We start from the raw sequence: 24786 nt of genomic DNA, 5'->3' as shown, positions 1-24786 counted from the left end.
GTTGAACACCGATCGGCCGAAATTTTTACCGCAGCCTTTTGGATCTCCACGGCTCACCCGCCGCCGGTCCCTCCGCAGGCGCCGCACCTTCGTCGTCTCCGCCGCCGTGGTCGCGGCTGGGGCCAGCGCGGGCGTGGTCGTGATGAACGCGAACGCCGGCACCGTCGACGTGTATCACGAGACCCTCGCCGCGAAGGATGGCTGGGCCGCCTCGGGTTCGGGCACGACCGGTGGTTCGAAGGCCGACGCGGCGCACACGTTCACAGTGTCCACCGGTGCCCAGCTGGTGAAGGCGCTGGGCTCGGCTTCCGGCACCACTCCCCGGATCATCAGGATCAAGGGCACGATCGACGCCATCACGGATGCCGCGGGCAAGAAGCCGACGTGCGCGAACTACGCGGCGGGTACGGGCTGGGCACGCAGGAGACGGCGCGGGCGGCGGCGCAGAAGAAGCAGGCGGCGAACATCGTCTTCAAGGTCCCGGCGGACACGACGATCGTCGGCGTCCCGGGGCCGAACGCCGGCCTCACGAGCGGCATGCTCCAGATCCAGAACGTCGACAACGCCCTCGTCCGCACCCTCACCTTCGCCGCCACCGAGACCTGCTTCCCGCAGTGGGCCCCGACGGACGGCGTAGGGGGCGATTGGCAGATATGTTCCACAGCGGGTAGCGGCGACCTGCTCATTCGTTGCCCTGAAGGGGAACGGATCTGCCAATCACAGGATCAAAGGCCCGTGGTTTGGAGGCCTGGGCTCGAAGGTTGGACTACGCGGTGGGTCAACTCTCCAGGGAGGGGGTCGGCGTACAGGGGCAGCGTCGACAGTCACGTTCGTCTACCTACGTACGGATGCGGGCGCAGCCGTGGGCCGATGGCCACGCTCACGAACCATGAGCTCGAGCATCGACTACGACGCGCCGACCCCGCCGTATCAGCAGATCGCCGCGGAGATCATTCGGGACATCGAGTCCGGCCCGCTGGCGGCATCTGCGGGAACTCGGGTACGTCTACACCGTGCCGCAGCGCGGGACGTATGTCGGCTTCCTGGGTGGGCTCGGCTTCGCCGGTGTCGAGCACGCTGCGGGCGAGCACTGACGGCAACGACGGCACACGGGCGCGATGCACGAGCCCAGGATTCTGTAGCCGTTCCGCCCTGGTGGGCGGGACAGGTGCGGGTTCGCCGAGTGGTCGGCCTGAACAGGGCGCAGAAGGGGCCCGAAACCGGGTGTCGGTTTCGGGCCCCTCGTGGCTTGACGCGTTACGCCGGTTCGCCGCCGAAGCGCTCCTTGTACGTCTCCAGGTCCTCGTCCGTGAGCTTGGCGAAGAGGACCGGGGGGACGGTGAAGGGGGTGCCGGCGGGGACGGCGGTGAGGGACTTCGCCTCGGCCTCGGTGATCCAGGTGGCCGTGTCGTCCTTCAGGGTGAAGGCCTGGCGCATGGCCGCCGAGGAGGCCGGGATGAAGGGTTCCGAGACCACCGAGTAGAGGTGGATCAGGTTCATCGCCGTGCGGAGGGTGAGGGCCGCGCCCTCCGGGTTGGTCTTGATCTCCAGCCAGGGGGCCTTTTCCTCCAGGTAGGAGTTGCCCGCCGACCACAGGGCGCGGAGGGCGGCTGCCGCCTTGCGGAACTGGAGGGACTCCATCTGGGTCTCGTACTCGGCGAGGAGTTCGGCGATCTGCTCGCCCAGCTTCGTCTCCGCCTCGCCCGGCTCGCCGCCCGCGGGGACGTCGTCGCCGAAGCGCTTGCGGGAGAAGGACAGGACGCGGTTGACGAAGTTGCCGAGGGTGTCGGCGAGGTCCTTGTTGACCGTCGCCGTGAAGTGCTCCCAGGTGAAGGACGAGTCGTCCGACTCCGGGGCGTTGGCGATCAGGAAGTAGCGCCAGTAGTCCGCCGGGAGGATCTCCAGGGCCTGGTCCGTGAAGACGCCCCGCTTCTGCGAGGTCGAGAACTTTCCGCCGTAGTACGTCAGCCAGTTGAAGGCCTTGACGTAGTCGACCTTCTTCCAGGGTTCGCGCACGCCGAGCTCCGTCGCCGGGAACATCACCGTGTGGAAGGGGACGTTGTCCTTCGCCATGAACTCCGTGTAACGGACCGTCTCGTCCGACTCGTACCACCACGACTTCCAGTCGCGGGTCTCTCCGGCGGGGGCCGCGTCCGACCACTCCTTCGTCGCGCCGATGTACTCGATCGGGGCGTCGAACCAGACGTAGAAGACCTTGCCCTCGGCCGCGAGCTCCGGCCAGGTGTCGGCCGGGACCGGGACGCCCCAGTCCAGGTCACGGGTGATCGCACGGTCGTGCAGGCCCTCGGTCAGCCACTTGCGGGCGATGGAGGACGCCAGCTGCGGCCACTCGGCCTCGTGGGCCGCCACCCACTCCTCGACCTCGTGCTGCAGCTTCGACTGGAGGAGGAAGAGGTGCTTGGTCTCGCGGACCTCCAGGTCCGTGGAGCCGGAGATCGCCGAGCGCGGGTTGATCAGGTCGGTCGGGTCCAGGACCCGGGTGCAGTTCTCGCACTGGTCGCCGCGGGCCTTGTCGTAGCCGCAGTGGGGGCAGGTGCCCTCGACATAGCGGTCCGGGAGGAAACGGCCGTCCGTGGGGGAGTACACCTGGCGGATGGCCCGCTCTTCGACGAAGCCGTTCTCGTTGAGGCGGCGGGCGAAGTGCTGGGTGATCTCGACGTTCTGCGGGCTGGAGCTGCGGCCGAAGTAGTCGAAGGCGAGCGCGAAGCCGTCGTAGACCGCCTTCTGGGCGTCGTGGGCCTGGGCGCAGAACTCGGCGACCGACAGTCCCGCTTCCTTCGCGGCCAGCTCCGCCGGGGTGCCGTGCTCGTCGGTCGCGCAGATGTAGAGGACGTCGTGGCCGCGCTGGCGGAGGTACCGGGAGTACACGTCCGCCGGGAGCATGGACCCCACCATGTTGCCCAGGTGCTTGATCCCGTTGATGTAGGGAAGGGCGCTGGTGATGAGGTGTCGAGCCATCGGGGGCTGCTCCCAGGTCGGATTTCGTGACGCTTTACGAACCAAGAAATCGTAGCCGACACGGGTGGGCCGCCCGCTTTCCGTATTGCAGGGTGGAAGGCGGACGGCCCGGGGGTGTTGTCGATCTCCGGTGGCTACGGGCGCCAGTCGATCAGTACGCCGTCGTAGAGCTCCGCGTCCGTGAGTTCCTTCGGGGTCGGGCCCGCGTGGAAGAAGGCCGTGTTGTCGGTCTTCAGTTTGCGGAGGTAGTCGAAGGCCTTGTTGTCGTGGTCGCCGAACGCGACGAAGGAGAAGAAGACGGAGGGGTGCGTCTTCGCGGCGTCGGTCAGGGCCTGGGTGGCGGGGGTCTTCGCGTCCGGGGCGCCGTCTGTCTGGAAGATCACCAGAGCGGGCGTCTTCGCGTCGGGGGTCGTCGTCTTGTCGTAGTGGGCGAGTACGGCTTCCACGGCGGCGTGGTAGCTGGTGCGGCCCATACGGCCGAGACCGGCGTGCGCCTCGTCGATCGCGTCCTTGGGGGAGGCGGGGGTGAGGTCGGTGGTGCCGTCGACCTCGGTGGAGAAGAAGACGACGTGCACGTCGGGGGCGTCGGGCGCGAGCTGGGCGGCCAGGGCGAACGTCTGGTCGGCGAGCGCCTGGGCCGAGCCGTCCTTGTAGTACGGGCGCATGCTCGCGGAACGGTCGAGGACCAGGTAGGTCCGGGCACGGGCGGTGGTGAGGCCGGCCTTCGCGAGGGCGAGGGCGGCGGCGTCGTTGGCGACGGTGGGTGTGACCAGGGGCGCCTCGGCTTCGCCTTCGGCGTCCGTGTTCCCACCCGCACCACCCGTGACAGTTTCGATGTCGTCTGCGGGTGGCCCCTGCGGGGCGGACTCGTCGTCGGCGGCTGCGGCGATCGGTTCGGGGGCGGGGGTCGTGTCGGGGACGGCGGCCGGTTCGGGCGTCGTCTCCGCGACGGGCTCCGGCTCCGGCTCTACGACGGGCTCCGGCTCCGGCGTGACTTCGGCGGCCGGTTCCGGGGTGGCTTCCGGCTGGGTCTCCGCGACCGGCTCGGGTTCCGTCTCCACGACGGGCTCGGCGCCCTCGGTCTCCACGGCAGTCTCGGCCTCGGCCGCCGCGGCGGGCTCCGCCGTGGTGTCCTCGGCCTCGGGCTCCGCCTCGGGCTCCGCTTCCGGGGCGGACTCTTCCGCAGCGGGCTCCTCGGCGACCGCAGGCTCGGCAGCCACCGGCTCGGGCTCCGCCTCGGGCTCGACCTCCGCCTCGGGCTCGACCTCCGCAGCAGGCTCCGTCTCCTCAGCGACGGGTGCCTCCTCGGCCACCGTCTCCTCGACGGCGGCGGCCTCCTCCGCGGCGGCCTCGGCAGCCTTCTCCTCCGCGACGGCCTCGGCAGCCGGCTGCTCCACGGCAACCTCGGCCACCGGCGCCGGCGCCTCCACATCGGCCTCCGGAGCAGCCTCCTCGACCACCGCCGCAGGCTCCGCCTCCGTCTCAGCCGCCGACTCTTCCACGGTCACCGGCGCGGACTCCTCCGCCTTCACCGACTCGGGCTCTTCGGCGACCGGTGTCGGCTCCTCCGCAGCCGGCGTCGCCTCCTCCGCGATCGGCTCCTCCGCAACGGTCTCCTGGGCCGCGACCGGCTCCTCCACGACCGGCTCCGCCGCAACGCTCTCCTCCGCCGCGACAGGCGCCTCCTCCCCCACCGGCCCCGCCGGCTTCGGCACCGTCACATTGTCGAAGGCCGCCGCCACCAGGTCGTGCTCGTCCTTGGTCGACAGGGACGTCGACGCCGGACGCTGCTCCGGGACCTCCGCCGAGATCCGGGACGCCCCCGGCTCCGGGACCTCCGCCGAGACCGGGGACGACTCCCGCTCCGGGGCCTCCGCCGAGACCCGGGACGACTCCCGCTCCGGGGCCTCCGCCGAATCCCGGGACGACCCCGGCTCGGGCGACGGGGACGGCACCGTAGGAGTCGTCGGAGTCGTCGGCTGCGTCGTCCCCTCCGCACCCTCTGCCTCGGCGGTACGCCCCTTGCGTGACCGGCCGCCGAACGCGTTCCGCAGGAGAGTGAGAATGCCCATGTGCGCAACCCTTCGCATGAGTTGATGCCCGTAAATCCCTGGCCAGGACGGACACGTAAGGTTAGCGGCCCCCGGTGGGGATCTTGGGGAGGGGCGGGGGCCCGGAAACGGCCCGCGTCAAGGGGTGCACTCGGACGCGGGTAGATCGTCCAGCGCAACTCCCGTAAAGCCACCTCCAGTTCACCGAGAGTTCACCACGCGGCCCTGCTCCCGCACACACGTGCTCCTAGCGTCCGTGACGCGGATTCAAGGGGATTCCATGGGGAAGCAAGGGGAACACAAAATGCGCAAACTGCTGCCGATCGTCAGAACGTCGTCGAACCCGGACTCGTCGGGCACTCACGCGGGTGGCCGCTCCGCCCTGACCTGCCTCTACCGCTGTGGCAATGCCTGCTTCCACGAGGCGCCCAACACCAGCGCGAACGAGTACGTCGGCGACGTCATCGCCGGCGCCGTGAGCCGTCGTACGGTGATGCAGGCCGCCGCCGTCGTGACGGTCACCGCCGCGGCCGGTGCCGCCGTCGTCGGCAACGCCCCGCAGGCCGCCGCCGCCACCGAGGCCGCCGACGTCACCGCCGCCTCCTACAAGCCCGGCGCCGGCAAGGCCGCCCGCGGGCTCCGGTTCACCCCCGTCGCCCCCAACACCGCCGACCAGGTCACCATCCCGGACGGCTACGCCCAGAACGTCGTGATCCGCTGGGGCGAGCCCATCCTGCGCGGTGCGCCCGCCTTCGACCCGGAGAAGCAGACCGCCGCCGCGCAGGCCGGTCAGTTCGGGTACAACAACGACTACCTGACCCTCCTCCCGCTGGGCCACGGCAAGCAGCTCCTCGTCGCCAACCACGAGTACACCGACGAGGTGCTCATGTTCCGTGGTTACGACGCCGCGAACCCGACCCGTGAGCAGGTCGAGATCGCCTGGGCGGCGCATGGGCTGTCCGCCGTCGTCGTGGAGGAGAATCGGAAGAACGGCAAGCTCACCGTCGTACCCCGGCATCCCCTCAACCGGCGGATCACAGCCACGACGGAGTTCCGGCTCACCGGGCCCGCCGCCGGGTCCGACCTGCTCAAGACCTCCGCCGACCCGACCGGCACCAAGGTCCTCGGCACCCTCAACAACTGCTCCGGCGGTACCACCCCCTGGGGCACCTCCCTGCACGGCGAGGAGAACTTCAACCAGTACTTCGCCAACAGCAGCCGCGCGACCGACAAGCGGTACGGGATCGGCACGGGCGCGAGCGAGCGCAAGTGGGAGCGGTTCGACAAGCGGTTCGACGTCGCCCAGGAGCCCAACGAGGTCCACCGCTTCGGTTACGTCGTCGAGTTCGACCCGTACGACCCGACCTCCACGCCCCGCAAGCACACCGCCATCGGCCGCTTCAAGCACGAGGGCGCCACCATCCGGCTCACCGACGACGGCCGCCCGGTCGTGTACTCCGGTGACGACGAGCGCTTCGACTACTTCTACAAGTTCGTCAGCAGCAAGCGGATGAAGAAGGGCACCAGCCGCGCCGTCCGCGAGCACAACCTCTCGCTGCTGGACGAGGGCACGCTGTACGTCGCCAAGCTCACCGGCGACTCCCCCGCGATCGAGATCGACGGCACCGGCAAGCTGCCCTCCGACGGCGAGTTCGACGGCAGCGGGGAATGGATACCGCTGGCCACCGCGACCGCCAAGGGGGCCGTCTCGCACGTCGAGGGCATGACCGCCGACGAGGTCTTCGTCTTCACCCGCCTCGCCGGTGACAAGGTCGGCGCGACCAAGATGGACCGGCCCGAGGACATCGAGCCCAACCCGCACACCGGCAAGGTGTACGTCGCCCTCACCAACAACTCCAACCGCGGCAAGACCGGCTTCGCCGCCGCCGACGAGGCCAACCCCCGCAACAGCAACAAGCACGGCCAGATCCTGGAGCTGACCGAGCGCTGGAACCGCGCCGAGAGCACCAAGTTCGCCTGGTCGCTGTTCCTCGTCGCCGGTGACCCGAACGACCCCGCGACCTACTTCGCCGGTTTCCCGAAGGGCAAGGTCAGCCCGATCTCCTGCCCGGACAACGTCGCCTTCGACCCGTACGGCAACCTGTGGATCTCCACGGACGGCGCCCAGCTCGGCTACCACGACGGTCTCTTCGGCGTCGCGACCAAGGGCGACCGGCGCGGTGAGCTCAAGCAGTTCCTGACCATGCCGGTCGGCGCCGAGACCTGCGGCCCGATCATCCAGGACCGCCGTGTCCTGGTCGCCGTCCAGCACCCGGGCGAGGTCGACGGCGCCACGGTGGAGAAGCCGGCGTCCGTGTGGCCCGACGGGCCCGGCAAGTTCGTCCGCCCGGCGGTCGTGGCGGTGTGGCGTACCGACGGCGGCTGCATCGGCGTCTGAGGTCGCCCGCCCATGGCCTATGGAGTGGCTGGAGCCGTCTGTTCCAGCCACTCCCGGTACGCCGGTGCCTGCCGCGCCGCCTCCCAGTACGCCTCCTCCAGCGCCGGACGGACCCCGTCCAGGTCCGTCTCGGTGCGGGCCGCGAGCAGCAGCCGTACGCCGAGCGGGTCGCCCCGCAGCCGGCGTACGGCCATGTCGGGGCGGGGCAGGCAGGACGGCTGGCAGACGGTGACGACCTCGCCGGTCGTGACCAGGGCGGCGGCGGTGTGGTAATCCCCGTGCAGGACCCGGGGGTTGACCCCGGAGGCCCGGAACATCCGCTGCACGGCGTCCCATTCGCCGTCGACGGTCGGGTCGATCATCCACCGGTCCCCGGCCAGATCGGCGAGGTCGACGACGGGCTTGGCGGTCGCCGGATGATCGGCGGCGAGACACACGAACTGCGGCTCCCGCTCCATGAGCACCCGCAGCCGCAGACCCTCCGGCATCCGCAGCGGCGACCCCTCCACCTCGTGCACGAAGGCGACGTCGAGCTGCCCGTCGGCGACCATGCAGAGCAGGGCGTTGGGGGAGACGTCCATGTGGAGGGTGGGCTCCTGGCCCCGGGCCCTGAGTCTTCGCAGCCACCCGGCCAGCGCTCTGCTGGCCGTCGATCCGACCCGCAGCTGCGGCCCGCCCACCGCGGCGGCCCGCGCCTCGGCGACGAGGGCCCGCATCTCGGTCACGAGCGGTCTGGCCCGGCTCAGCACCAGCCGCCCCAGCGGGGTCGGCCGGCACCCGGTCCGCTCCCGGCGGAACAGCGCGCCGCCCAGCTCCTGCTCGATCCGTCTGAGCTGCGTACTCAACGATGGCTGGGACACGCCCAGTTGGCGGGCGGCCCGGTGCAGACTGCCGGTGTCGGCTATGGCGCACAGCGCGCGGAGGTGCCTCACCTCGAGCTCCATGCACGGGAAGACTAAAGCGGCCCCACGGGTTCCACCAGACGCACAATTCGCCGTCTACGCAGGCGAATCGGGTTCCCGATAACCCGGTCCTATCCCCGATTGCCATCATCACAGCGGCCGCACGGGACCTCAGACTCACCATCGACGACTCACCCCCCACCAAGGAGTCATCGATGCGCAAGTCAGTCATCGCGGCGGCACTGAGCCTGGGTCTGGCAACGCTCGGCCTGGGTACGGCGGTTCCCGCGAACGCGGCAGGTGGTGCCGGCTACACCTCGACCGCGAACGCGGAGAGCAGCGAGGCCTTCTTCCAGGCCGTCCTGAAGTCGGTCGCGGAGAAGCGCGCCGCCGACCCGACCGGTACGGCGGCCGTGACGGTCGTCTACGACGCCTCCCGCGCCCCCACGTTCGCCTCGCAGATAGCCTCCAGCACCCGGATATGGAACAGCGCGGTGTCGAACGTGAAGCTGCAGTCCGGCTCGGCGGGCACGGCCGACTTCTCCTACCGGGAGGGCAACGACTCCCGGGGCTCCTACGCCTCCACGGACGGCCACGGCAGCGGCTACATCTTCCTGGACTACCGGCAGAACCAGCAGTACGACCCGACCCGGGTGACGGCCCATGAGACGGGCCATGTCCTGGGCCTCCCCGACCACTACTCCGGCCCGTGCAGCGAGCTCATGTCGGGCGGCGGTCCGGGTCCCTCCTGCACCAACGCCCAGCCCAACTCGGCCGAGCGCTCCCGGGTGAACCAGCTCTGGGCCAACGGCCTCGCCGCCGCGATGGACAAGGCCCTGCAGAACGACTGACCGCCACCCCCCACCGGTGCGGCCGCCCTCCTGCACAGGGCGGCCGCACCCATTTCGTCGGCGGGGGCAGCCCCGGTCACCGCGGCGAAGCGATCGCCCGCGCCGCCGCCACCTCCTGCCGCAACGGCTCCAGCACGCTCCCCGCCGGCCCCGTCAGATCCGTCCGCACCGCGTACAGCGTCTCCGCCTCCCGTACGCCCTCCGCCAACTCCCGCAGCTGAAGCAGTACTTGGGTCACCTCGGCCGCCGACGGCGCGGGCGCCCCGTGTCTGGTCCGCACCCGTGCCGCGGTCGTGGCGTCCACGATCCGTTCCACCGCCACGACCAGCGGCCACCACGCGGCCGCCCGGCGTCCCGTCGGCGGCGGCTCGGTCAGCGCGCGCTGGAACTCCGTACGGATGACGGACAGGTCGCGGTACAGGCGGCGGCGCATACGGGCGCGGGCCGGCGGGTCCACGGGTTCCGGGCCGAAGGCGGCCTCCACGTAGTGGGCGGTGTCCGAGACCGCGTCCGCGAGACGGTCGCCGACCCTGGTGTGCCAGCTCTCCGGCCAGAGCAGATAGCCCGCGACCAGGGCGATCCCGCAGCCCATCAGCGAGTCCACCAGTCTCGGCATCAGCAGCCCCGTGCCCTGGTGGTTCAGGACGTCCGACAGGAGCAGGATGACCGGGGTGATGGCCGCCGTCTGGTAGCCGTACCCGCGGGGGGTCAGTGCCGGGATCAGCGGGGCCAGTGCCAGCATCACCGGTACGTCCCACCAGCCGCGCTCCAGCTCGGCCAGCACCGCCGCCGCGATCACCAGGCCCGCCACCGTGCCCAGGGCCCGCAGCAGCGCGCGGGAGAAGACCGAGCCGAAGTCCGGTTTCAGGACGAAGGTGATGGTCAGCGCCACCCAGTACGAGCGCGGCACCGGGATGATCGACACCAGTGCCTGGGCCACGCCGATGCACAGTGCCAGGCGCAGTCCGTAGCGCCAGGAGGCCGCCGAGAGAGCCACGTCGCGGGCGGCCCTCGCGGCGCGGGAGCGCAGGGAGCCCGGGCGGCCGAGGCGGTCGTCGATGCCGCGGGGGTCGATGTCGGGGGCGGTCACGACGTCCGCCGCGTGGCGCAGGGCGTGGTCGACCGCGCGGGTCGTCTCCGTCGCGGGCGCCGGCAGCCGGAGCCCTATGGGGCCCGTGTAGCCGGTCTCCACCGCCTGGGCCAGATGACGGACCGCCTCCGGGATCTCCGGGGCCAGCTCCTTTCCGGTGAGGTGGGCCGCGGGAGCCGCCTCCACGACCGGGGTGATCGCGTTCAACTGGGCCAGGAGGCGGGTGAGTTCGGGGCTGCGGCCGTGGTGGCGGGCGCGGCGGGCGAGGACGAGGTCGTACGACTGGTTCAGGGACTGGGTGACGGCCTGGCGGGCCTCGTCGTAGTCCGGGGTGCCGCAGGCCGCCAGCAGGTCGGCCACCGTGCGATAGGTTCCCGCGACCGCCGCCCGCTCCGGCACCCCGGATCGGAGCGGCCAGGCCAGCAGGGCGAGCGCCAGGACCAGCAGCCCGCCGCCCGTCATCAGCAGCGGCGCCAGCCACCAGTCCCCCGGCATCGGCAGGCCCGCGCCCACCGCGGAGTTGAGCAGCAGAAGCAGGCCCGACACCGACGCCACCGCGCCGATCGTCGAGATCATCCCCGAGACCAGCGCCACGGCGGTCACCGTCACGACCGCCACCCACCCGTGGCCGTGGACCAGGGAGCCGAGGGTCACGCCGACCGCGCCGAACAGCTGGGGGATCGCGATGTTGAGGATGCGCATGCGGTACGCGTCGGCGGTGTCGCCGATGACGCCCGAGAGCGCGCCCATGGAGGCGAGGGCGCCGTACGCCGGTTCGCCGGCCGCGAGGCCGATCGCCAGCGGCAGGGCCATCGCGATCGCCGCGCGGGCCACGGCCGCCCAGTTGACCGGCGGGGCCTTCTGGGGCCGGAGGTTCCTGACCAGCCAGTCGGGGGGTGTGAGGCCGATGGGGAACTCTCGGGACATGCCGCTATTACACGTCATTCCCGGTCGTGCAGCGTGATCTCGACCAGCAGGGCGCGGTGATCGGTGCCGGCGAGGTCCAGGAAGCGGGCCTCGCCCGCCGAGAAGTCCGCGGACAGCAGCACGTGGTCGATCTGCGCCCCGAGCGCGGGCGCGGTCCGGGCCGGCCAGGACGGGGTGCGGTCGGACCCGGCGAGCCGGGCGGCGTCACGCAGCCCGGCGTCGAGGATGCGGCGGAACGCGGCGTGGTCCTGCGAGGCGTTGAAGTCACCGGCGAGGATCACGGACGCGTCCCGCTGCCCGGCCGCGAAGTCCCGCAGCGCGCCCAGCTCCCGGCGCCACACGTCGACCTGCCCGGGCAGCGGGGGCATCGGATGCGCGAGCTGAAGCCGTACGTCGTGCCCGCGCACCTCGGCGACGGCGCCCGGCATGCCCATCGTGCCGGGGACCGGGGCGGCCGCCTTGAGCGGGAACCGGCTGAGGATCACCGACCCCGCCGAGCCTCCGCCCGCGACGGCCTGCCGGTACGGGTAGTCACCGCCGAGGGTCCGCTTCAGCTCCGCGTCGCACATGTACTCGCACTCCTGTACGAAGACGAGGTCGGGCTTCTGCCGCCGCACGGTGTCGATCAACGCCCCCGTGGCCTGACCGAACTCCACGTTGGAGGTGAGCACGTCGAGCGAGGCGACCGCGGGCCCGTCCGGCTGCCCGCTCCTGCCGTAGGGCTCGATGAACCAGGCCAGCAGCCCCAGCAGTGCGACCCCCCACACCAGCCCGGTCCACCACCGGCCGAGCAGCGAGAACACCAGCCCCACCCCGGTCGGCGCCAGCAGCCACGGCAGGAACGCGAGCAGCTGCGGCACCGGTGTGATCCCGTCGACGTCCGCGACCCGGCAGCCGACGACCGTGCTCACCCCGGCGAACAGCAGTCCCGCGAACCAGGCGCCGATCCGCCGTCCACCCCGTGTCTCCGGACCCGTCCGGACATCTGGGTCCCCCGTAATGGACTGGTATGTCACGGTCCCGAGCCTACGAGGCCCTGTCCGCCCTTGTCAGGGAGTCCACCCTTGTCAGGAGCGCCCCGAGCGCCGCGTCGAACTCCGCGGGCCGCTCCAGGTTCGGCATATGGGCGGCGCCCTCGACGACGAGCAGGGTCGAGTCGGGGAGCGCCGCGTGCATCGCCTCGGCGTCGCTCACGGGGGTGTACTCGTCGTCCCTGCCCACGACGACCAGCGCGGGGACCGTCACCCGGGTCAGCAGGTCGCGGTAGTCGGGGCGGGCGGCGCGGGCGCGCAGGGCCGCTGCGGCGCCCTTGGGGTCGGTGGCCGTCATCATGCGGTGGACGTGCGACTTGATCTCGGCGTCCGCGTAGGGCGCGACCATCTTCTCCAGCACCTCGTCGGCGTACCCCCGCATGCCCTCCCGCAGCAGCCGGTCCGCCATGGCGTGCCGGGACTCGACGCCTTCGGGTGTCTCCGCCGCCGGGAAGGTGTCGGCGAGGACCAGGCCCCGGATGCGCTCGGGGAACCGCCGGTAGCAGTCCATGACGATCTGGCCGCCCATGGAGAGGCCGGCCAGGACGCAGGACTCCACCTCCCGCTCGTCCAGCAGCGCCTCGATGTCCTGCGCGAACTGACCGAAGTCCGTGATCTCGGGGCCCCGCGGTGCACTGCCGTAGCCGCGCAGGTCGGGGGCGAGCACCCGGCGGGAGGGGGCGAAGGCCGTGCGCTGCGGGTCCCACATCGTATGGTCGAAGGGGTGGCCGTGAACCAGGACCAAGGGGATTTTTGCCGCTTCTTCTGCCATGGCCACGACCCTAGATCGGCTCAACTCCTCGGTGCAATAAGATCTTTGCCCTCGGTGCAATCGCGACAGCCGTCACCACAGGGGGACCGTGACCATGGACGACTACCGGCGCATCGCCGACCGGCTCGCCGACGACATCGCCGCCGGACGCCTCAAACCCGGTGAACGGCTGCCCCCGCAGCGGCAGTTCGCACGGCGGCGCGGGATCGCCGGATCGACGGCGGGCCGGGTGTACGGCGAACTCGTGCGCCGGGGCCTCGTGGTGGGGGAGGTCGGGCGCGGGACCTTCGTACGGGCGGCCCCGGCCGGGCCCTCCGGGCGGGCACTGACCGAGCAGGCGACCCGGGCGCCCGTGAACATGGAGCTCAACTACCCGACCGCGCCAGGCCAGTCGAAGCTGCTGGCCCCGGTCCTGGAGCCGCTGCTGCGGCCCGACGTCCTCGCCGAGGCCCTGCTCCCGGCCGCCGCCACCGGTACCGCGGCGGCGCGCGCGGCGGCGGTCGAGGTGCTCGCGACGCCGGGCTGGCGGCCCGACGCGGCCTCGGTGCTGTTCACCGGCAACGCCCGGCAGTCCATCGCCGCCACCCTCGCCTCCCTGGTCAGGCCCGGCGGCCGGGTCGGGGTGGAGGAGCTGACGTATCCGCTGGTCAAGGAGATCGCCGGCCGGCTCGGCATCAGCCTCGTCCCGCTCGCCATGGACGCGGACGGCCCGCTGCCGGAGGCCGTCACCGCCGCCCACCGCACCGCTCCCCTGTCCGCCCTCTACCTCCAGCCGACGCTCCACAACCCCACCTCCCTGACCACCAGTTGGGAGCGCCGCCGTCAACTCGCCCTGACCGTCACCGACTTGAACCTGCCCGTCGTCGAGGACCGCGTCTGGTCCTTCCTCCACCCGCACACCCCCGACCCCCTCGCCACACATGCCCCCGCCCTCACCCACGTCGTCGACAGCCTCTCCAAGCGGGTCGCGCCGGGCCTGACCGTGGGCTTCGTCGTCGTACCGCACGACCGGGTGCACGCCGTGGCCGCCGCGATCCGGTCCGGGGGGTGGAGCGCGGGGCGGTTCGCGCTGGAGGCGGCCGTGCGGGTGGCCGGGGCAGGGGTGGTCGAACGGCTCGTGGAGGCCAAGCGGGCGGACGCGGCGGAGCGGCAGCGGCTGCTGGCGCAGGAGCTCGACGGCTTCGCCGTACGGGCCCATCCGCAGGGCTATTACGCCTGGTGGGAGCTGCCCGCGCGCTGGCGGGCCGACACCTTCACGGCGGCCGCGGCGGCGCACGGGATCGCCGTGACGCCGGGGCCCGCCTTCGCCGTCGATCCCAACCGGACGCCGGACGCGGTCAGGCTCGGACTCGCGTCGACCGCACCGCCGGATCTGCGACGGGCGCTTCGGACGCTCGCCGGCGTCGCGCGCACAGAGCCGTGAGGCGGGTCGCGGCGGCCGCGGTGAGCCCGAGAGCGACCAGCAGCCAGGAGACCGTGCGCAGGGTGGCGGTCAGGGTGTCGTAGACGGCGCCCGCGGCCGGGCGGTGCAGCTCGTGCAGATCGGAGAGGGTCAGCCGGCGGCCGAGTGCCACCGCGAGCCCCAGGAACGCACCGCCCAGCGCCGTCCCCAGCGAGGTCGCCGTCACCGCCCGGCGACGGCAGACGGCCACCGCGATCCCGGCGGCCGCGAGGGCCAGCGCGCTGACGGGGAGCCAGAGCCCGGCCAGCTCGAACGGCACGTAGGGATCGGTGAGTTGGTGCCGCAGCCGGGGGAGCTCGGCATTCCTGCCGTAGGTCGCCCAGGCCGCGAGGACCCCGAACGGCACGAGGAGACAGGCCAGGGCGATCAGGACGGCCGAGGCGGCGTCGCGGGTACGTGGGCGCACGCTTCCAGGCAAGGCGCGTGCGGGCGGGGGCGCGAGCGGGGTGACTGCATACGGGTGTACGGGCGGTTTACGGGCCGGTGCACGGGCGGTCGCCCTTGGCGGAACTGGGGATTCCGCTCTCCGGTGGAGGGTTCACCCGAACGGGTGTTTCCTGGTTCTGGGGAGAAGGAGGCCGATCATGCGCACCACTCCGGCCCTGCGGACCCTGGCCGCTGTCCTGCTCACCGGTGGCACCCTGGCCGCCGCGGCGGCGGGGACATCAGCGGCAGCCGCGACCCCGCCGACATACGCCGACGGACAACACGGCGGATCCGGCGGTCCGATCTGGGGCACCATCGTCTCCGGCGTCGCCCTCAATGTGAGAGCCGCGCCCACCACGCACTCACCCGTCGTCGACCGGCTCTCACCCTGGAGCCAGGACCGCGTGGAGTGCAGGGTCCGGGGACAGAGCGTCAACGGCAACCCGTACTGGTACTGGCTCGTCGGCGCCCAGGGCTGGGCCAGCGCCGCGTTCGTCGACACCGGCGGCCGCTGGGTGCCGAGCTGTTCCGATCCATGCCCGGAGTGGAAGGACGGCTCCTGGAGCAACTGGGACGACCCGTACTGGAACGACTCGTGGAGCGCGTCGGGATCCGGCTCGTGGAGCGCGTCCGGCTCGTGGAGCTGGAGCGCGGCCGGATCCTCGGCGGACGCGTGGGGGCCGTATCCGGGCGGGTGGTGAGAACCGTTCCCCGCGCCTCCTGAGGGGCGCGGGGGCGCGGGGGGCGCGGGGAACTCTCAGTACAGCCGGTTCCCTTCGGCGTCCTCATGTGTGTAGTACCGGTAGAAGAACCCGATGAAGATGCCCGCCATGACGCCCAGTCCCAGGGCCGTCGACCGGAGCACGCTCTCCCCGGTCTGGCTGTACAGGAACCCGATCGCCGCCCCCGCGAACGCGGACTTCACCAGCGAGTGCAGTTCCCGCTTGAGCAGGGGCGCGAAGGTCGCCACCGCGATGCACAGCACGATGAACGCGATCGCGGTCACGAAGCCGAACAGGATGTTCCAGCCGGTGATCTCGCCGCCGCCGCGCCGGTTCGCCGCGGCCCAGTAGCCGTAGACGAGCCCGAGGACCACGGGGATGCCGTAGCGCGCCGCCAGGTGGGCGCGCTCGCTGAAGATGTCGGGCAGTCGGGTGCCGCCGGCCGGTCCGCTGATCCCGCCGGACGCGGGTGCCGCATGAGCCATGAGAGGACTCCTTCTCTCTCCTCGCCCCCGGATTCCAGAGCACACCTGCCGAGCAGCCCTGGCAAGTCGGATGGCGACCCCGGACCGCCCGTGTTTCGCTGAACGTCATGAAGGGCGACGTCCGTAGCCGCGGCGAGCTGCTGCGGATCCGCGGCCGCAGCGTCGCCTGGGTGCCGCCGCTGCTGCTGCTCGCCGGGATCACGCTGATCGACTTCAACACCGCGGGCGAGTTCCGGATGATCACCTGGGTCGTGCTGGTGCCGGGCATCGCCGCCGCGATCTGCGGGGTGCGGGGCACCGCCGTCTTCGCCGTGCTCGCGCTGCTGACCTACCTCCTCGCCGACACCTCGTACCCCAACCGGTACCAGAGCGGCCTGCCCGACTTCCTCCTCGTCGGCATCGGCGGCGTCCTCGCCGTGCTGGCCTGTGCGGTCCGGGTCCGCGGCGAGCGGAAGATGCTGCACATGCGGGACGTCGCCGACACCACCCGCCGCACCGTGCTGCGCCCCCTGCCCTCCGACTGGGCCGGTCTGGAGCACGCGGCGGTCTATCTCTCGTCCGACGTCGACGCCCGGGTCGGCGGCGACTTCTACGACATCCAGCCCGGCCCGCACGGCACGCGCGTGCTGGTCGGCGACGTCCAGGGCAAGGGGCTGGGCGCGGTGGAGACGGCGGCCGCGCTGCTCGGCACGTTCCGGGAGGCCGGGTACCACGAGCCGGACCTCCGGACGGTCGCCGACCGGCTGGAGACACGGATGCTCCGGCACCGCGGGCACATCAAGGCCCTCGGCCGCGGCGACGAGGAGCACCGGTTCGCCACCGCCGTACTGCTCGGCTTCCCCGACGACGTTCCCGACGCGGTGGACGTGATCGTCTTCGGCCACGACCCCCCGCTGATCGTCGGCCCCGACGGCGTACGCCAGCTGCCGGCCGGCGAGGGGCTCCCGCTCGGCCTCGCTGAACTCGCCGCCGACGGACCGCCGCCCGTGCGGCGCGTGCCCCTGGCCGCCGCCGAGACCCTGCTGCTCACCACGGACGGGGTCACCGAGGCCCGCGACGCCGAGGGCCTGTTCTACCCGCTCGCCGCCGAGGTCACCGACGCCGTCGCCGCCGATCCGCGGACCGCCGAACCCCGCCGCCTGGTCGACCTCGTCCGCGACGGCACGCTCCGGCACTGCGGCGGGCGCCTTGCGGACGACACGACGGTGTTCGCGGTACGGCGGCCCGCACGGCAACAGCTGGGCGACCCGGCAGGAAAGGGACGTTTGCAGTCCTGAGGTCCACCTTTGCAGCCGCAGCGGTTACGGTGCTGCCGTACGTGATCGACGGGGGATGGGGAGGGACCGATGCCCGGAACCGTGCTGCTGCTCGCCGCCGCACCGGCAGGCAAGGGGTGTCTGGTCGACGCGGCCTCCGTGCTCCCCGTCCTCGCCGCCGTACCGCCCGCCGTCCTGTCCGGCACGGACACGGCCAACGTGGTTGAGCTCGCCGACCCGTTGGAGCCGCAGGCGGTGCTGACGCGACTGCGCGCGGCCGCCGCGGCACCGGGCCCGCTGACCGTGTTCGTCACCGGGCAGCTCCAGTTGGACCGCCGCCAGCACCTGCCCCACCTCGCGCTCGCCCGCACCACACCCTCGACGGTCCGCTACACCGCCTTCCCCTGGCACTGGTTCAGGGAGGAACTGCGCCTGCGCCCGGCCGGCGCGACGACCTTCGTCCTCGATCTGCACGCCGATGCGGAGACCTGGGAGTGGCTGCGGGCCAACCCCTTCGACACGGGCCGCAACAACGCGGTGTACGGCAGGATCGCGCCGCCGCCGTCCAGACGTACGGTGGCGACGCCCGCGTACATGAAGGCGGTCGCGACGATCCTGCGCAGTGGACACCGGCCCCCGCCGGAGCAGTTGCACCAGCAGGCGCTGAGCCGGATCCCGCAGGACAGCGTGGGATACACCCTGACCGCACAGGGACCGGCGGCCGGTGACCCGCATGTGCTGATCTCCGCCGCCGTCGCCGCCCGGCGGCACGGGGACGCCGATTCCCTCGCCGCGCACCACGAGCTGACCGCCGTACGCGCGCACGGGCCGGCGTCCGAGGAGGCGCTGCACTGGACCGAGGTGCGGGCGGATCTGGCGATGTTCGCCGGGGATCCGGCGCGCAGCTGCCGGGCGTGGCTGGCGGTGGCGACCACCCGGCTCGCCGCCGGACAGGCGCCCGACGCGCCCGCCGTGGAGGCCGCCGTCGACCGGGCCCACCACCAGTGGGGGCGGATCGGCGACCCGGCACGGGCCCGGGAACTCGGGCCCGCGCTGGCCGACCTGAGGGCGCGGGTGCCGGGGCGCCGGGAGGGCGCCCTGGACCATGTGCACAGGCATCTGCGGGAGTTGCAGACGCTCAGCTCGTGAATCAGCTCGTGAAGGTGAAGTACTTCCAGGAGCCGTACGTCGTGGTGTTCACGCTGTCGCCCGAGCCGCTGACATAGGAGTTGCGGACCCGGAAGCGGACGCCCTTCGGCGGGGTGCCCGTGAGCTGCACGGCGGACTTCCCGGCCGAGTCGAGCTTGAAGTACTCGCGGTACGTGGTGACCCAGCCGGTGCCCGACCAGTACTGGATCTGGAGCAGCTGGGTGCGGCCCCCGTACGGCGGCAGCGTCGCCGTGACGACCGGGTCCTTGGACTGGCGGAAGAACAAGTACGTGTGGTTCCACGTGTACTTGGACTTGTAGGCGCCGCTGACCGACGTGGAGATCGACACCTTGGCGCCGACCGTGCTCTGCGTGGACTTCGGCGCGTAGCGGGCGTCGCCCGCGAACTTCGCCGTGAGCTTGGTCTTGCGCTTGAGGTCCACGACGACGGACAGGTTGCCGTCGGAGTTGACGGTGCCGGTCTTCACCAGCTTGTTGGGCTTGTCCGCGCCGTAGGGGTCGGCCCAGATCTCCACCGTGCGGTTCTTGTACGTCGTCCCCAGGTGCGCGGTGAACTTCACGTCCTGGCCGTACGAGTAGACCTTGCCGTTGTTGTTCAGCGTCAGGGTCGGGGTGGCGCGTGAGACGTCGACGGTGTCGGTGGCGGAAGCGCTCGTGTGTTCGGCGTCGCCCGCGTACGTCACCGTGTACTTGACCTTGCCGCCGGCCGGCGGGACGTCGGTGAAGCTGAACCTGCCGCCCGTGCCGAGGGACTTGGTGCCGAGCGGCTTGCCGTTCGGCGACTCCGTGTCGGTGCGGGTGACCGTGATCGGCGTGCCGGAGGGCAGGGCCAGGTCGGCGGTGAGCGTGCCGGTGACCGTCAGGGTCTTGGCCCGGGGGGCGGAGGCGGGGGCGTCGACCTTGAGCGTGGCGGCGTACTTGCGGGGTTCGTCGACGACGCGGAACTGGGGTGTGTAGTAGGTGTCGGTGACCACGAACAGCTTGCTGCCGTCCGCCGACCAGCTGGTGAGCTTCCCGCCCGGCATCCATGCGTGCGACAGGTTGCGCACACTGACCGGCTTGCTCGGATCGGTGGGGAACACGTAGGTGTCGCCCACGTCGTCCGTGTCGAGGACGGTGGCCGCGATCGTGCCGTCCGGCGCGACGGCGACGTTCAGCGGATTCGACGCGAGGGGGTAGGTGCGCACCTCGGCCAGGTCGGAGAGGCGGTACTCGATCAGAGTCCGGATGCCGGGTCCCGCCACGACGACGTTCTGGCCGTCGGGGGTGAGGGCCGCGCCCGTGTAGGTGCCGCCCTTGTCCTCGGCGACGCGGAGCACGGGCGTGCCGGAGGAGATGTCGTAGACGACCATCGGGCCGGAGCTGATGTTGGTGTCCAGGGCGAGCAGCATGCCCGGGTTGTCGGAGTCGGCGTAGAGGGCGGGCGGGCTCGCGAAGTCGTGGCCCACCGCGAGGCCCAGGGTGACCGTCGGCGTCTCGGCGGAAAGGTCGACCACGCCGAGGTCGGAGTCCCACTGGTCGCCGTAGCCGAACCACAGCTTGCCGTCGGCGTGGGCGAGGCTGGACGGGGTGGTCCCGGTGCCGGTCGCGTACTCGGCGGTCTGCGCGAGGGTTGCCGTGTCGTACGCGACGATCTTGTCGGCGCCGTGGACCGCGGCGTACAGGGTGCTGTCGTCCGGGCTGAGCGCGAGGCCGAGGACCTGGGGCAGGCCGGTGAGCGTGCCGATGAGGCTGCCCGCGTCGTCGGTGACGGCGATCCGGTTCGTGGACGCATCGCTGATGAAGACCCGCTGGTGGGTGCCGTCCACGACGGTGACGGCCGCGTCCTCGATGGCCGTGAGGGGCTTGACCGAGTCGGCGAACGCCGGAGTGGCGGTGAGCGCCGCCGAGCTGAAGAGGACCGCCAGCGTGGTGGCGGCCGCGAGGGAGCGCATACGCACTTCTGTTTCGAACCCCCCGGAACGAATGTGGAGGCCGCACGCGGCCGGTCACGTGCGGGACCTGTGCGTCGCGTGTGGCGAGTGAGCGAAGAGTAAGTCATGCCACGGACAACGACGCCACAGGGGTCACAGGTGGGCCAGGGCACCCGACACCAGCGTCCGCACCCCCGGCCCCACCACCGACAGATCCGGTGCGAAGTGCGGACTGTGGTTGCTGGGGACCGCGTCGAGCCGCGCCAGCAGGTCGTCACCGCCGGGCGCCGCGTCCCAGACCTCGGCCGGCGTGGTCGTGACGAACCAGTAGGCGTACGGCTGTCCGTCCGCCGCCAGCAGGGAGAAGTCCTCGCTGCCCATCGCCGCGCCCGGGTCGATGACCGTGCCGTCGCCGAAGACCTCGCGGTGAACGGCGGCCACCCGCCGGTCGGTCCCGGCGTCGTTGACGGTCGCCGGGAAGGAGCCGCCGAGGGTCACCTCGGGCTCGCGCGGGCAGCCCGCGGCCAGGCACTCGCCCTCGGCGATACGGCGGATCGCGGCGATCATCCGGTCCCGTACGGCTTCGGACCGGGTGCGCAGATTGAGGGAGATCCGGGCGGTGGAGGGGATGATGTTCGCCGCCGTACCGGCCTCGATGCGCCCGACGGTCAGCACCGCCGACTCGCGCGGGGCCACCTCCCGGCTGACGACGGTCTGCAGCCGCGTCACGATGTACGCCGCCGTCACCACCGGATCGACGGTGGTCTCCGGCCTCGACCCGTGCCCGCCCCGCCCGTGCACCACGATGTCGACGTCCGTCGTCGCGGACAGGATCAGCCCGGGCACATGCGCGTACAGCCCCACCGGGCCCGGCGCCGCGTGCTGGCCGAGCAGCACGTCGGGGCGCGGCACGCGCGCGTACAGCCCGTCCGCGACCATCGCCGCCGCCCCGCCCCCGGTCTCCTCGGCGGGCTGCCCGACCACCACCAGCGTCCCGGACCAGGCGTCCCGCCCGGCGGCCAGCGCCCGGGCGGCCCCGGCCAGCCAGGTGACATGCAGGTCGTGCCCGCACGCGTGCATCACACCGGCCGTCCCGGAGGCGTACGGCAGCCCGGTCTCCTCCTGGACCGGCAGCGCGTCCATGTCGGCGCGCAGGAGCACGACGGGCCCGTCGCCATTGCGGAGGACCCCCGCGACCCCGGTGCCGCCGATGCCCTCGACGGTGTCGTACCCGGCCGCCTTGAACCGCTCGGCGAGCAGCCCGGCCGTGCGGTGCTCCCGGCCCGAGAGCTCGGGGTGGCGGTGCAGGTCCCGGTAGAGATCCTCCAGGTCCGGGAGCGGGAGGTCGGCGGTGAGTTCCAGCGCGGTACGGGCGGCGGCGGAGGTCATGCGGGGCAGCGTATGCCGAGCCATTGCTCGGCGTCCCAGGCACGGAACCGCTCCACCTCGGTGAACCCCAGCCTCGCCGCGAGCCGCATCGAGCGGGCGTTGGCGGTCTGGGTGTGCAGCACCACCGGCTCCCCGGGCAGCGCCTCGGCGAGCCGGCCGAGCGCGGCCGTACACGCTTCGCCGGCGTATCCGTGCCCCCACGCGCGCGGCAGGAACAGGTAGCCGAGATCGACCTTCCCCGCGGCGGCCGGACGAGCGTGCTCCGGCGCCCGCCTCAGCAGGAGCTGACCGATCATCGCCCCCTCCGCCTCGACGACGAAACTCCCGGGCCATCGCGCGGGCACCTCGGGAGTCTCGCGTTCGAGCTCGTCGCGCGATCGGGGTCCGCCGAGGTAGGTGTGCACGTCCGCCGAGGCGAGCAGCTCGATGAACGTCATGCGGTCCCGTGCCTCGGCGGCGCGCAGGACGAGCCGTTCGGTCCGTATCGGGGCGGGTGGCCAGGCGACGGGTCCTGGATCACTCATGCCGGGCAACGTATCGCGGCCGCTGAGCCCAGGCTCGATGGAACCTTTGCCGGGGCGGGGCCGTTGTGCGGATGAGATCGCTCAGACGAGTACCGAGGTGACGTCAATGGCACTGTTCGACCGGCTCAAGGACCAGGCCAAGGCCCTGCAGCAGCAGGCGCAGGGCGGACGCGGCGCGACCGGCGGACTCGGTTCGCACGGTGGTTCGAGCAGCGGTTCGCGGACCGGGTCGCATGGCGGATCAGGCTCCCGCGCCCAGCTGGTCGGGCTGCTGAAGAACCAGCTCGGCTCGATCAAGACCGAGCTGAAGAGCGGCGCGTACCGCGACGCCAGCATGGCGATGTGTGCGCTGGTCGCGGCGGCCGACGGGCATGTGGACGCGACCGAGATGCAGCAGATGGAGTCGATGATCCTCAGCAACGAGGTGCTGCAGAACTTCCCGCCGGAGCAGCTGCGCACGCGTTTCCACAAGCATGTGGACCAGCTCACCCGCAACTTCGCGCAGGGCAAGGCGGAGGCGCTCCAGGACATCGCCAAGGCCGCCAAGAAGCCGACCGAGGCCCGCGCGGTCGTCCAGACCGGCATCGTCATCGCCGGCGCCGACGGCCACTTCTCCCAGGCGGAGCAGATGGTCCTCCAGGAGGCCTGCGCGGCCCTGGGCCTCAACCCGGCGGAATTCCAGCTCTGACCGCGGCCCCGGCGGCCGACGCACAAGGCTAAGTGAGCGTCGGCCGCCTGGGGCAGCGGCGTCTCGGTGCACGTCAGAAGGCGGGGACCTCCGAGGGCCGGGCCTTGTTGATGTTGCTGACGAGGTTGTTGGTCAGCGGGAAGTTGGCCCTGCCCCACTGGGAGTTCCACAGGGCGTCGCGCGGCGCCTTGTCCATCTGCTCCATGGTGACCAGGCCCGGAGTGTCCCAGTGGTTGCCCGGGCCCCAGGCCTCCGTGTCCTCGCCCCACTTGGCGAAGCGGAAGGCGTGCGTGCTCGCGCCGTCCTTGTGGTAGACGATCTTGACGTGGTTGCCGTCCATCGGCACCTCGTTGATCGGGTGGGTGCTGAAGCCGCCGTGCCGGGAGGCAGCCAGGTAACGGGGCCGCTCCTCGCCCTGCTTCTGGAAGACCACGACGCACTCCCAGTCGTGGCGGTGCCCGAAGGCGTCGGCACCGTTGAGCGTCTGGTCCTTCTCGAAGTACAGCGCGTAGACGTAGGCGCACCAGCCGTTCGCGCACCGGGACTGCGAGTAGGTGTTGGCTCTGCCCAGGTGGTCGGTCCGGCAGCCGCCGGTGATCGAGCCGCTGGGGTTGAGGCCGCCGTTGAGGTGTCCGCTCGCGTCCACCGCCGCCGCGGGGAAGCAGCCGTCGGTGTCGTAGTCGAACAGCGGCATGTACTTGTTCTGGAAGGTGCTCGCGTTCCACGGCAGCGGGTTCAGGATCTCGGCGCTCGCGCTTCCCGTCAGACCGACGGTCAGGGCAGCGGCACTGCCCAGGACGAGGGCGGCGCGGGCGAGGCGGGACCGTCGGCGGGGCGTGGCTGTCTGCGGCATGTGGGTGCTCCAGTGGTTCGTTGTGCTGGTTCGTTCTGCTGGTTCGTTCGGCCGGGATCCCGGCGGGACGAGACAGAGACTGGAGCACCGGGAGTTGATTGGCGGCATGCTCTGAACAGGGTTTTCAATCATCCTCGGCGAGTTCGTCCACAGCTGTGGACAGCGACGTCATGGAGACCGGCCGGCGCCGAGGAGCGCGCGGCGCCCGCGCCATGCAAGAAGCCGCCGGTGGACGGGGGGTGTCCACCGGCGGCCGGCCGGGACTCGGTCAGGGGGATGACGAGGTTTCCGGCCTGGGTGTGCCCCTCGGGGGGATGAGCGGCACGGGTCCAAGACTGGCAGCCGGAGAGTTGATCTGCAGCCCGTCCGATCAGGGTGATCAATCCCGGGAACACCGCTGCCCCGGCGGGACGGCGCCGGGGCAGCGGTCGGGCGGTGGAGCGGACACCCTGTGGGGGTCAGCGGTTCCCGCCCTTCGCCGTGTAAAGGAGGTAGTCGGCGTACATGATCGCCGTGAGGAGCCGGAAGGCGACCGGATTGCCGTAGTTGCGTCCCACGAGTTCTCCTGCTCGATGAAGTTCCTGGGGAGGCGCAGCTGGCCGCCGTCGTGGCCCATGACCAGGCCGATGTCATAGGCGATCGGCCGGAACCGGGCCGCTTCCGCCACGAACTGCGTCATGGTGAGGAACGCGCGCGCCATCGTCCTGGGGTCTCTGGCGTTGTAGAGGTCCCAGACCGCCGTGTTGACGTTGTGCTGGGGCCGCTGCCGGCTCGGTCGGCCACCGCTTGGATGAATCGCTTGTACTCGTCTGTCCCGTCGATGCCGATCCGGAAGGTGGGGTTGCCGTCGGCGGCGTAGGCCTTCGTCGCGGTTGTGAGCGGGTCGAAGGAGGACCTG

Annotated in this window: 19 protein-coding genes and 2 pseudogenes; 8 read left to right on the top strand and 13 right to left on the bottom strand. The window is 71.7% G+C overall.

The window, feature by feature from the left end; all coding sequences use genetic code 11:
• Positions 1 to 142 precede the first annotated feature (142 nt).
• Positions 143 to 648, top strand: a pseudogene (locus PH203_RS17140) (pectate lyase); the annotation flags it as partial.
• A gap of 609 nt (positions 649 to 1257) precedes the next feature.
• Here PH203_RS17140 and metG read toward each other — a convergent pair.
• Both metG and PH203_RS17130 read right to left on the bottom strand, forming a co-directional pair.
• On the bottom strand, positions 1258 to 2979 hold the full coding sequence (metG, locus tag PH203_RS17135; protein WP_289920864.1) for a methionine--tRNA ligase: 1722 nt from the start codon (positions 2977 to 2979) through the stop codon (positions 1258 to 1260).
• Between the two features lie 134 nt (positions 2980 to 3113).
• Complete coding sequence (locus PH203_RS17130) at positions 3114 to 5051, bottom strand: VWA domain-containing protein (RefSeq protein ID WP_289920863.1); 1938 nt, start codon at positions 5049 to 5051, stop codon at positions 3114 to 3116.
• 283 nt (positions 5052 to 5334) lie between these two features.
• On the opposite strand from PH203_RS17130, the gene PH203_RS17125 reads away from it, so the two are divergent.
• Entirely contained in the window at positions 5335 to 7428 is a 2094-nt protein-coding gene (locus PH203_RS17125) for a PhoX family protein (RefSeq protein WP_289920862.1), read from the top strand.
• Positions 7429 to 7445: 17 nt separating this feature from the next.
• On the opposite strand, the gene PH203_RS17120 is transcribed toward PH203_RS17125, so the two are convergent.
• Positions 7446 to 8372: a LysR family transcriptional regulator gene (locus PH203_RS17120; RefSeq protein ID WP_289920860.1), complete on the bottom strand. Its 927-nt coding sequence runs from the start codon at positions 8370 to 8372 to the stop codon at positions 7446 to 7448.
• Positions 8373 to 8545: 173 nt separating this feature from the next.
• On the opposite strand from PH203_RS17120, the gene snpA reads away from it, so the two are divergent.
• Positions 8546 to 9181, top strand: a complete 636-nt coding sequence (snpA, locus tag PH203_RS17115) for a snapalysin (RefSeq protein WP_289920859.1) — start codon at positions 8546 to 8548, stop codon at positions 9179 to 9181.
• 76 nt (positions 9182 to 9257) lie between these two features.
• Here snpA and PH203_RS17110 read toward each other — a convergent pair whose 3' ends face one another.
• From PH203_RS17110 to PH203_RS17100, 3 genes are read right to left on the bottom strand one after another with little or no spacing between them, the layout of a single operon-like run.
• On the bottom strand, positions 9258 to 11198 hold the full coding sequence (locus PH203_RS17110) for an FUSC family protein (RefSeq protein WP_289920858.1): 1941 nt from the start codon (positions 11196 to 11198) through the stop codon (positions 9258 to 9260).
• A 14-nt stretch (positions 11199 to 11212) separates the two neighbouring features.
• Positions 11213 to 12214, bottom strand: a complete 1002-nt coding sequence (locus PH203_RS17105) for an endonuclease/exonuclease/phosphatase family protein (RefSeq protein WP_289920857.1) — start codon at positions 12212 to 12214, stop codon at positions 11213 to 11215.
• A gap of 10 nt (positions 12215 to 12224) precedes the next feature.
• Entirely contained in the window at positions 12225 to 13001 is a 777-nt protein-coding gene (locus tag PH203_RS17100; protein WP_289920855.1) for an alpha/beta hydrolase, read from the bottom strand.
• 94 nt (positions 13002 to 13095) lie between these two features.
• On the opposite strand from PH203_RS17100, the gene PH203_RS17095 reads away from it, so the two are divergent.
• A complete protein-coding gene (locus PH203_RS17095) occupies positions 13096 to 14424 on the top strand; it encodes a PLP-dependent aminotransferase family protein (protein ID WP_289920854.1) in 1329 nt (442 codons plus the stop codon).
• Here PH203_RS17095 and PH203_RS17090 read toward each other — a convergent pair.
• Positions 14339 to 14869 (bottom strand): hypothetical protein, encoded by a 531-nt coding sequence (locus tag PH203_RS17090; protein WP_289920853.1) that lies wholly within the window; start codon positions 14867 to 14869, stop codon positions 14339 to 14341. The genes PH203_RS17095 and PH203_RS17090 overlap by 86 nt on opposite strands.
• A 178-nt stretch (positions 14870 to 15047) precedes the next feature.
• Here PH203_RS17090 and PH203_RS17085 point away from each other — a divergent pair, with 178 nt between their 5' ends.
• Positions 15048 to 15590 (top strand): SH3 domain-containing protein, encoded by a 543-nt coding sequence (locus tag PH203_RS17085; RefSeq protein ID WP_289920852.1) that lies wholly within the window; start codon positions 15048 to 15050, stop codon positions 15588 to 15590.
• A gap of 56 nt (positions 15591 to 15646) precedes the next feature.
• On the opposite strand, the gene PH203_RS17080 is transcribed toward PH203_RS17085, so the two are convergent.
• Complete coding sequence (locus PH203_RS17080; protein ID WP_289920851.1) at positions 15647 to 16096, bottom strand: hypothetical protein; 450 nt, start codon at positions 16094 to 16096, stop codon at positions 15647 to 15649.
• A gap of 107 nt (positions 16097 to 16203) precedes the next feature.
• Here PH203_RS17080 and PH203_RS17075 point away from each other — a divergent pair, with 107 nt between their 5' ends.
• Positions 16204 to 17373 carry a PP2C family protein-serine/threonine phosphatase gene (locus PH203_RS17075; protein WP_289920850.1) on the top strand — a complete coding sequence of 390 codons (1170 nt, stop codon included), beginning with the start codon at positions 16204 to 16206 and terminating at the stop codon, positions 17371 to 17373.
• Between the two features lie 69 nt (positions 17374 to 17442).
• Positions 17443 to 18501, top strand: coding sequence for a hypothetical protein (locus tag PH203_RS17070; RefSeq protein WP_289920849.1), 1059 nt, complete (start codon positions 17443 to 17445; stop codon positions 18499 to 18501).
• A 1-nt stretch (position 18502) separates the two neighbouring features.
• Here PH203_RS17070 and PH203_RS17065 read toward each other — a convergent pair whose 3' ends face one another.
• From PH203_RS17065 to PH203_RS17055, 3 genes are all read right to left on the bottom strand, one after another.
• Complete coding sequence (locus tag PH203_RS17065) at positions 18503 to 20455, bottom strand: WD40 repeat domain-containing protein (RefSeq protein ID WP_289920848.1); 1953 nt, start codon at positions 20453 to 20455, stop codon at positions 18503 to 18505.
• 132 nt (positions 20456 to 20587) lie between these two features.
• Positions 20588 to 21823 carry an amidohydrolase gene (locus tag PH203_RS17060; protein WP_289920847.1) on the bottom strand — a complete coding sequence of 412 codons (1236 nt, stop codon included), beginning with the start codon at positions 21821 to 21823 and terminating at the stop codon, positions 20588 to 20590.
• Positions 21820 to 22347, bottom strand: coding sequence for a GNAT family N-acetyltransferase (locus PH203_RS17055; RefSeq protein ID WP_289920846.1), 528 nt, complete (start codon positions 22345 to 22347; stop codon positions 21820 to 21822). Before PH203_RS17055 ends, PH203_RS17060 begins: the two co-directional genes overlap by 4 nt.
• A 106-nt stretch (positions 22348 to 22453) precedes the next feature.
• On the opposite strand from PH203_RS17055, the gene PH203_RS17050 reads away from it, so the two are divergent.
• Positions 22454 to 23035, top strand: coding sequence for a tellurite resistance TerB family protein (locus PH203_RS17050; protein ID WP_289920844.1), 582 nt, complete (start codon positions 22454 to 22456; stop codon positions 23033 to 23035).
• Between the two features lie 73 nt (positions 23036 to 23108).
• Here PH203_RS17050 and PH203_RS17045 read toward each other — a convergent pair whose 3' ends face one another.
• Together PH203_RS17045 and PH203_RS49675 are read right to left on the bottom strand one after the other, a co-directional pair.
• Positions 23109 to 23888, bottom strand: coding sequence for an NPP1 family protein (locus PH203_RS17045; protein WP_289920842.1), 780 nt, complete (start codon positions 23886 to 23888; stop codon positions 23109 to 23111).
• Between the two features lie 610 nt (positions 23889 to 24498).
• Positions 24499 to 24588: pseudogene (locus tag PH203_RS49675) on the bottom strand (hypothetical protein); the annotation flags it as partial.
• Positions 24589 to 24786 lie beyond the last annotated feature (198 nt).

It is taken from the genome of Streptomyces sp. S.PB5 (assembly GCF_030403745.1).
Taxonomy (GTDB): Bacteria; Actinomycetota; Actinomycetes; order Streptomycetales; family Streptomycetaceae; genus Streptomyces.
The sequence above is the reverse complement of the archived record's forward strand: the minus strand, read 5'-3'. Positions and strand labels throughout refer to the sequence as shown.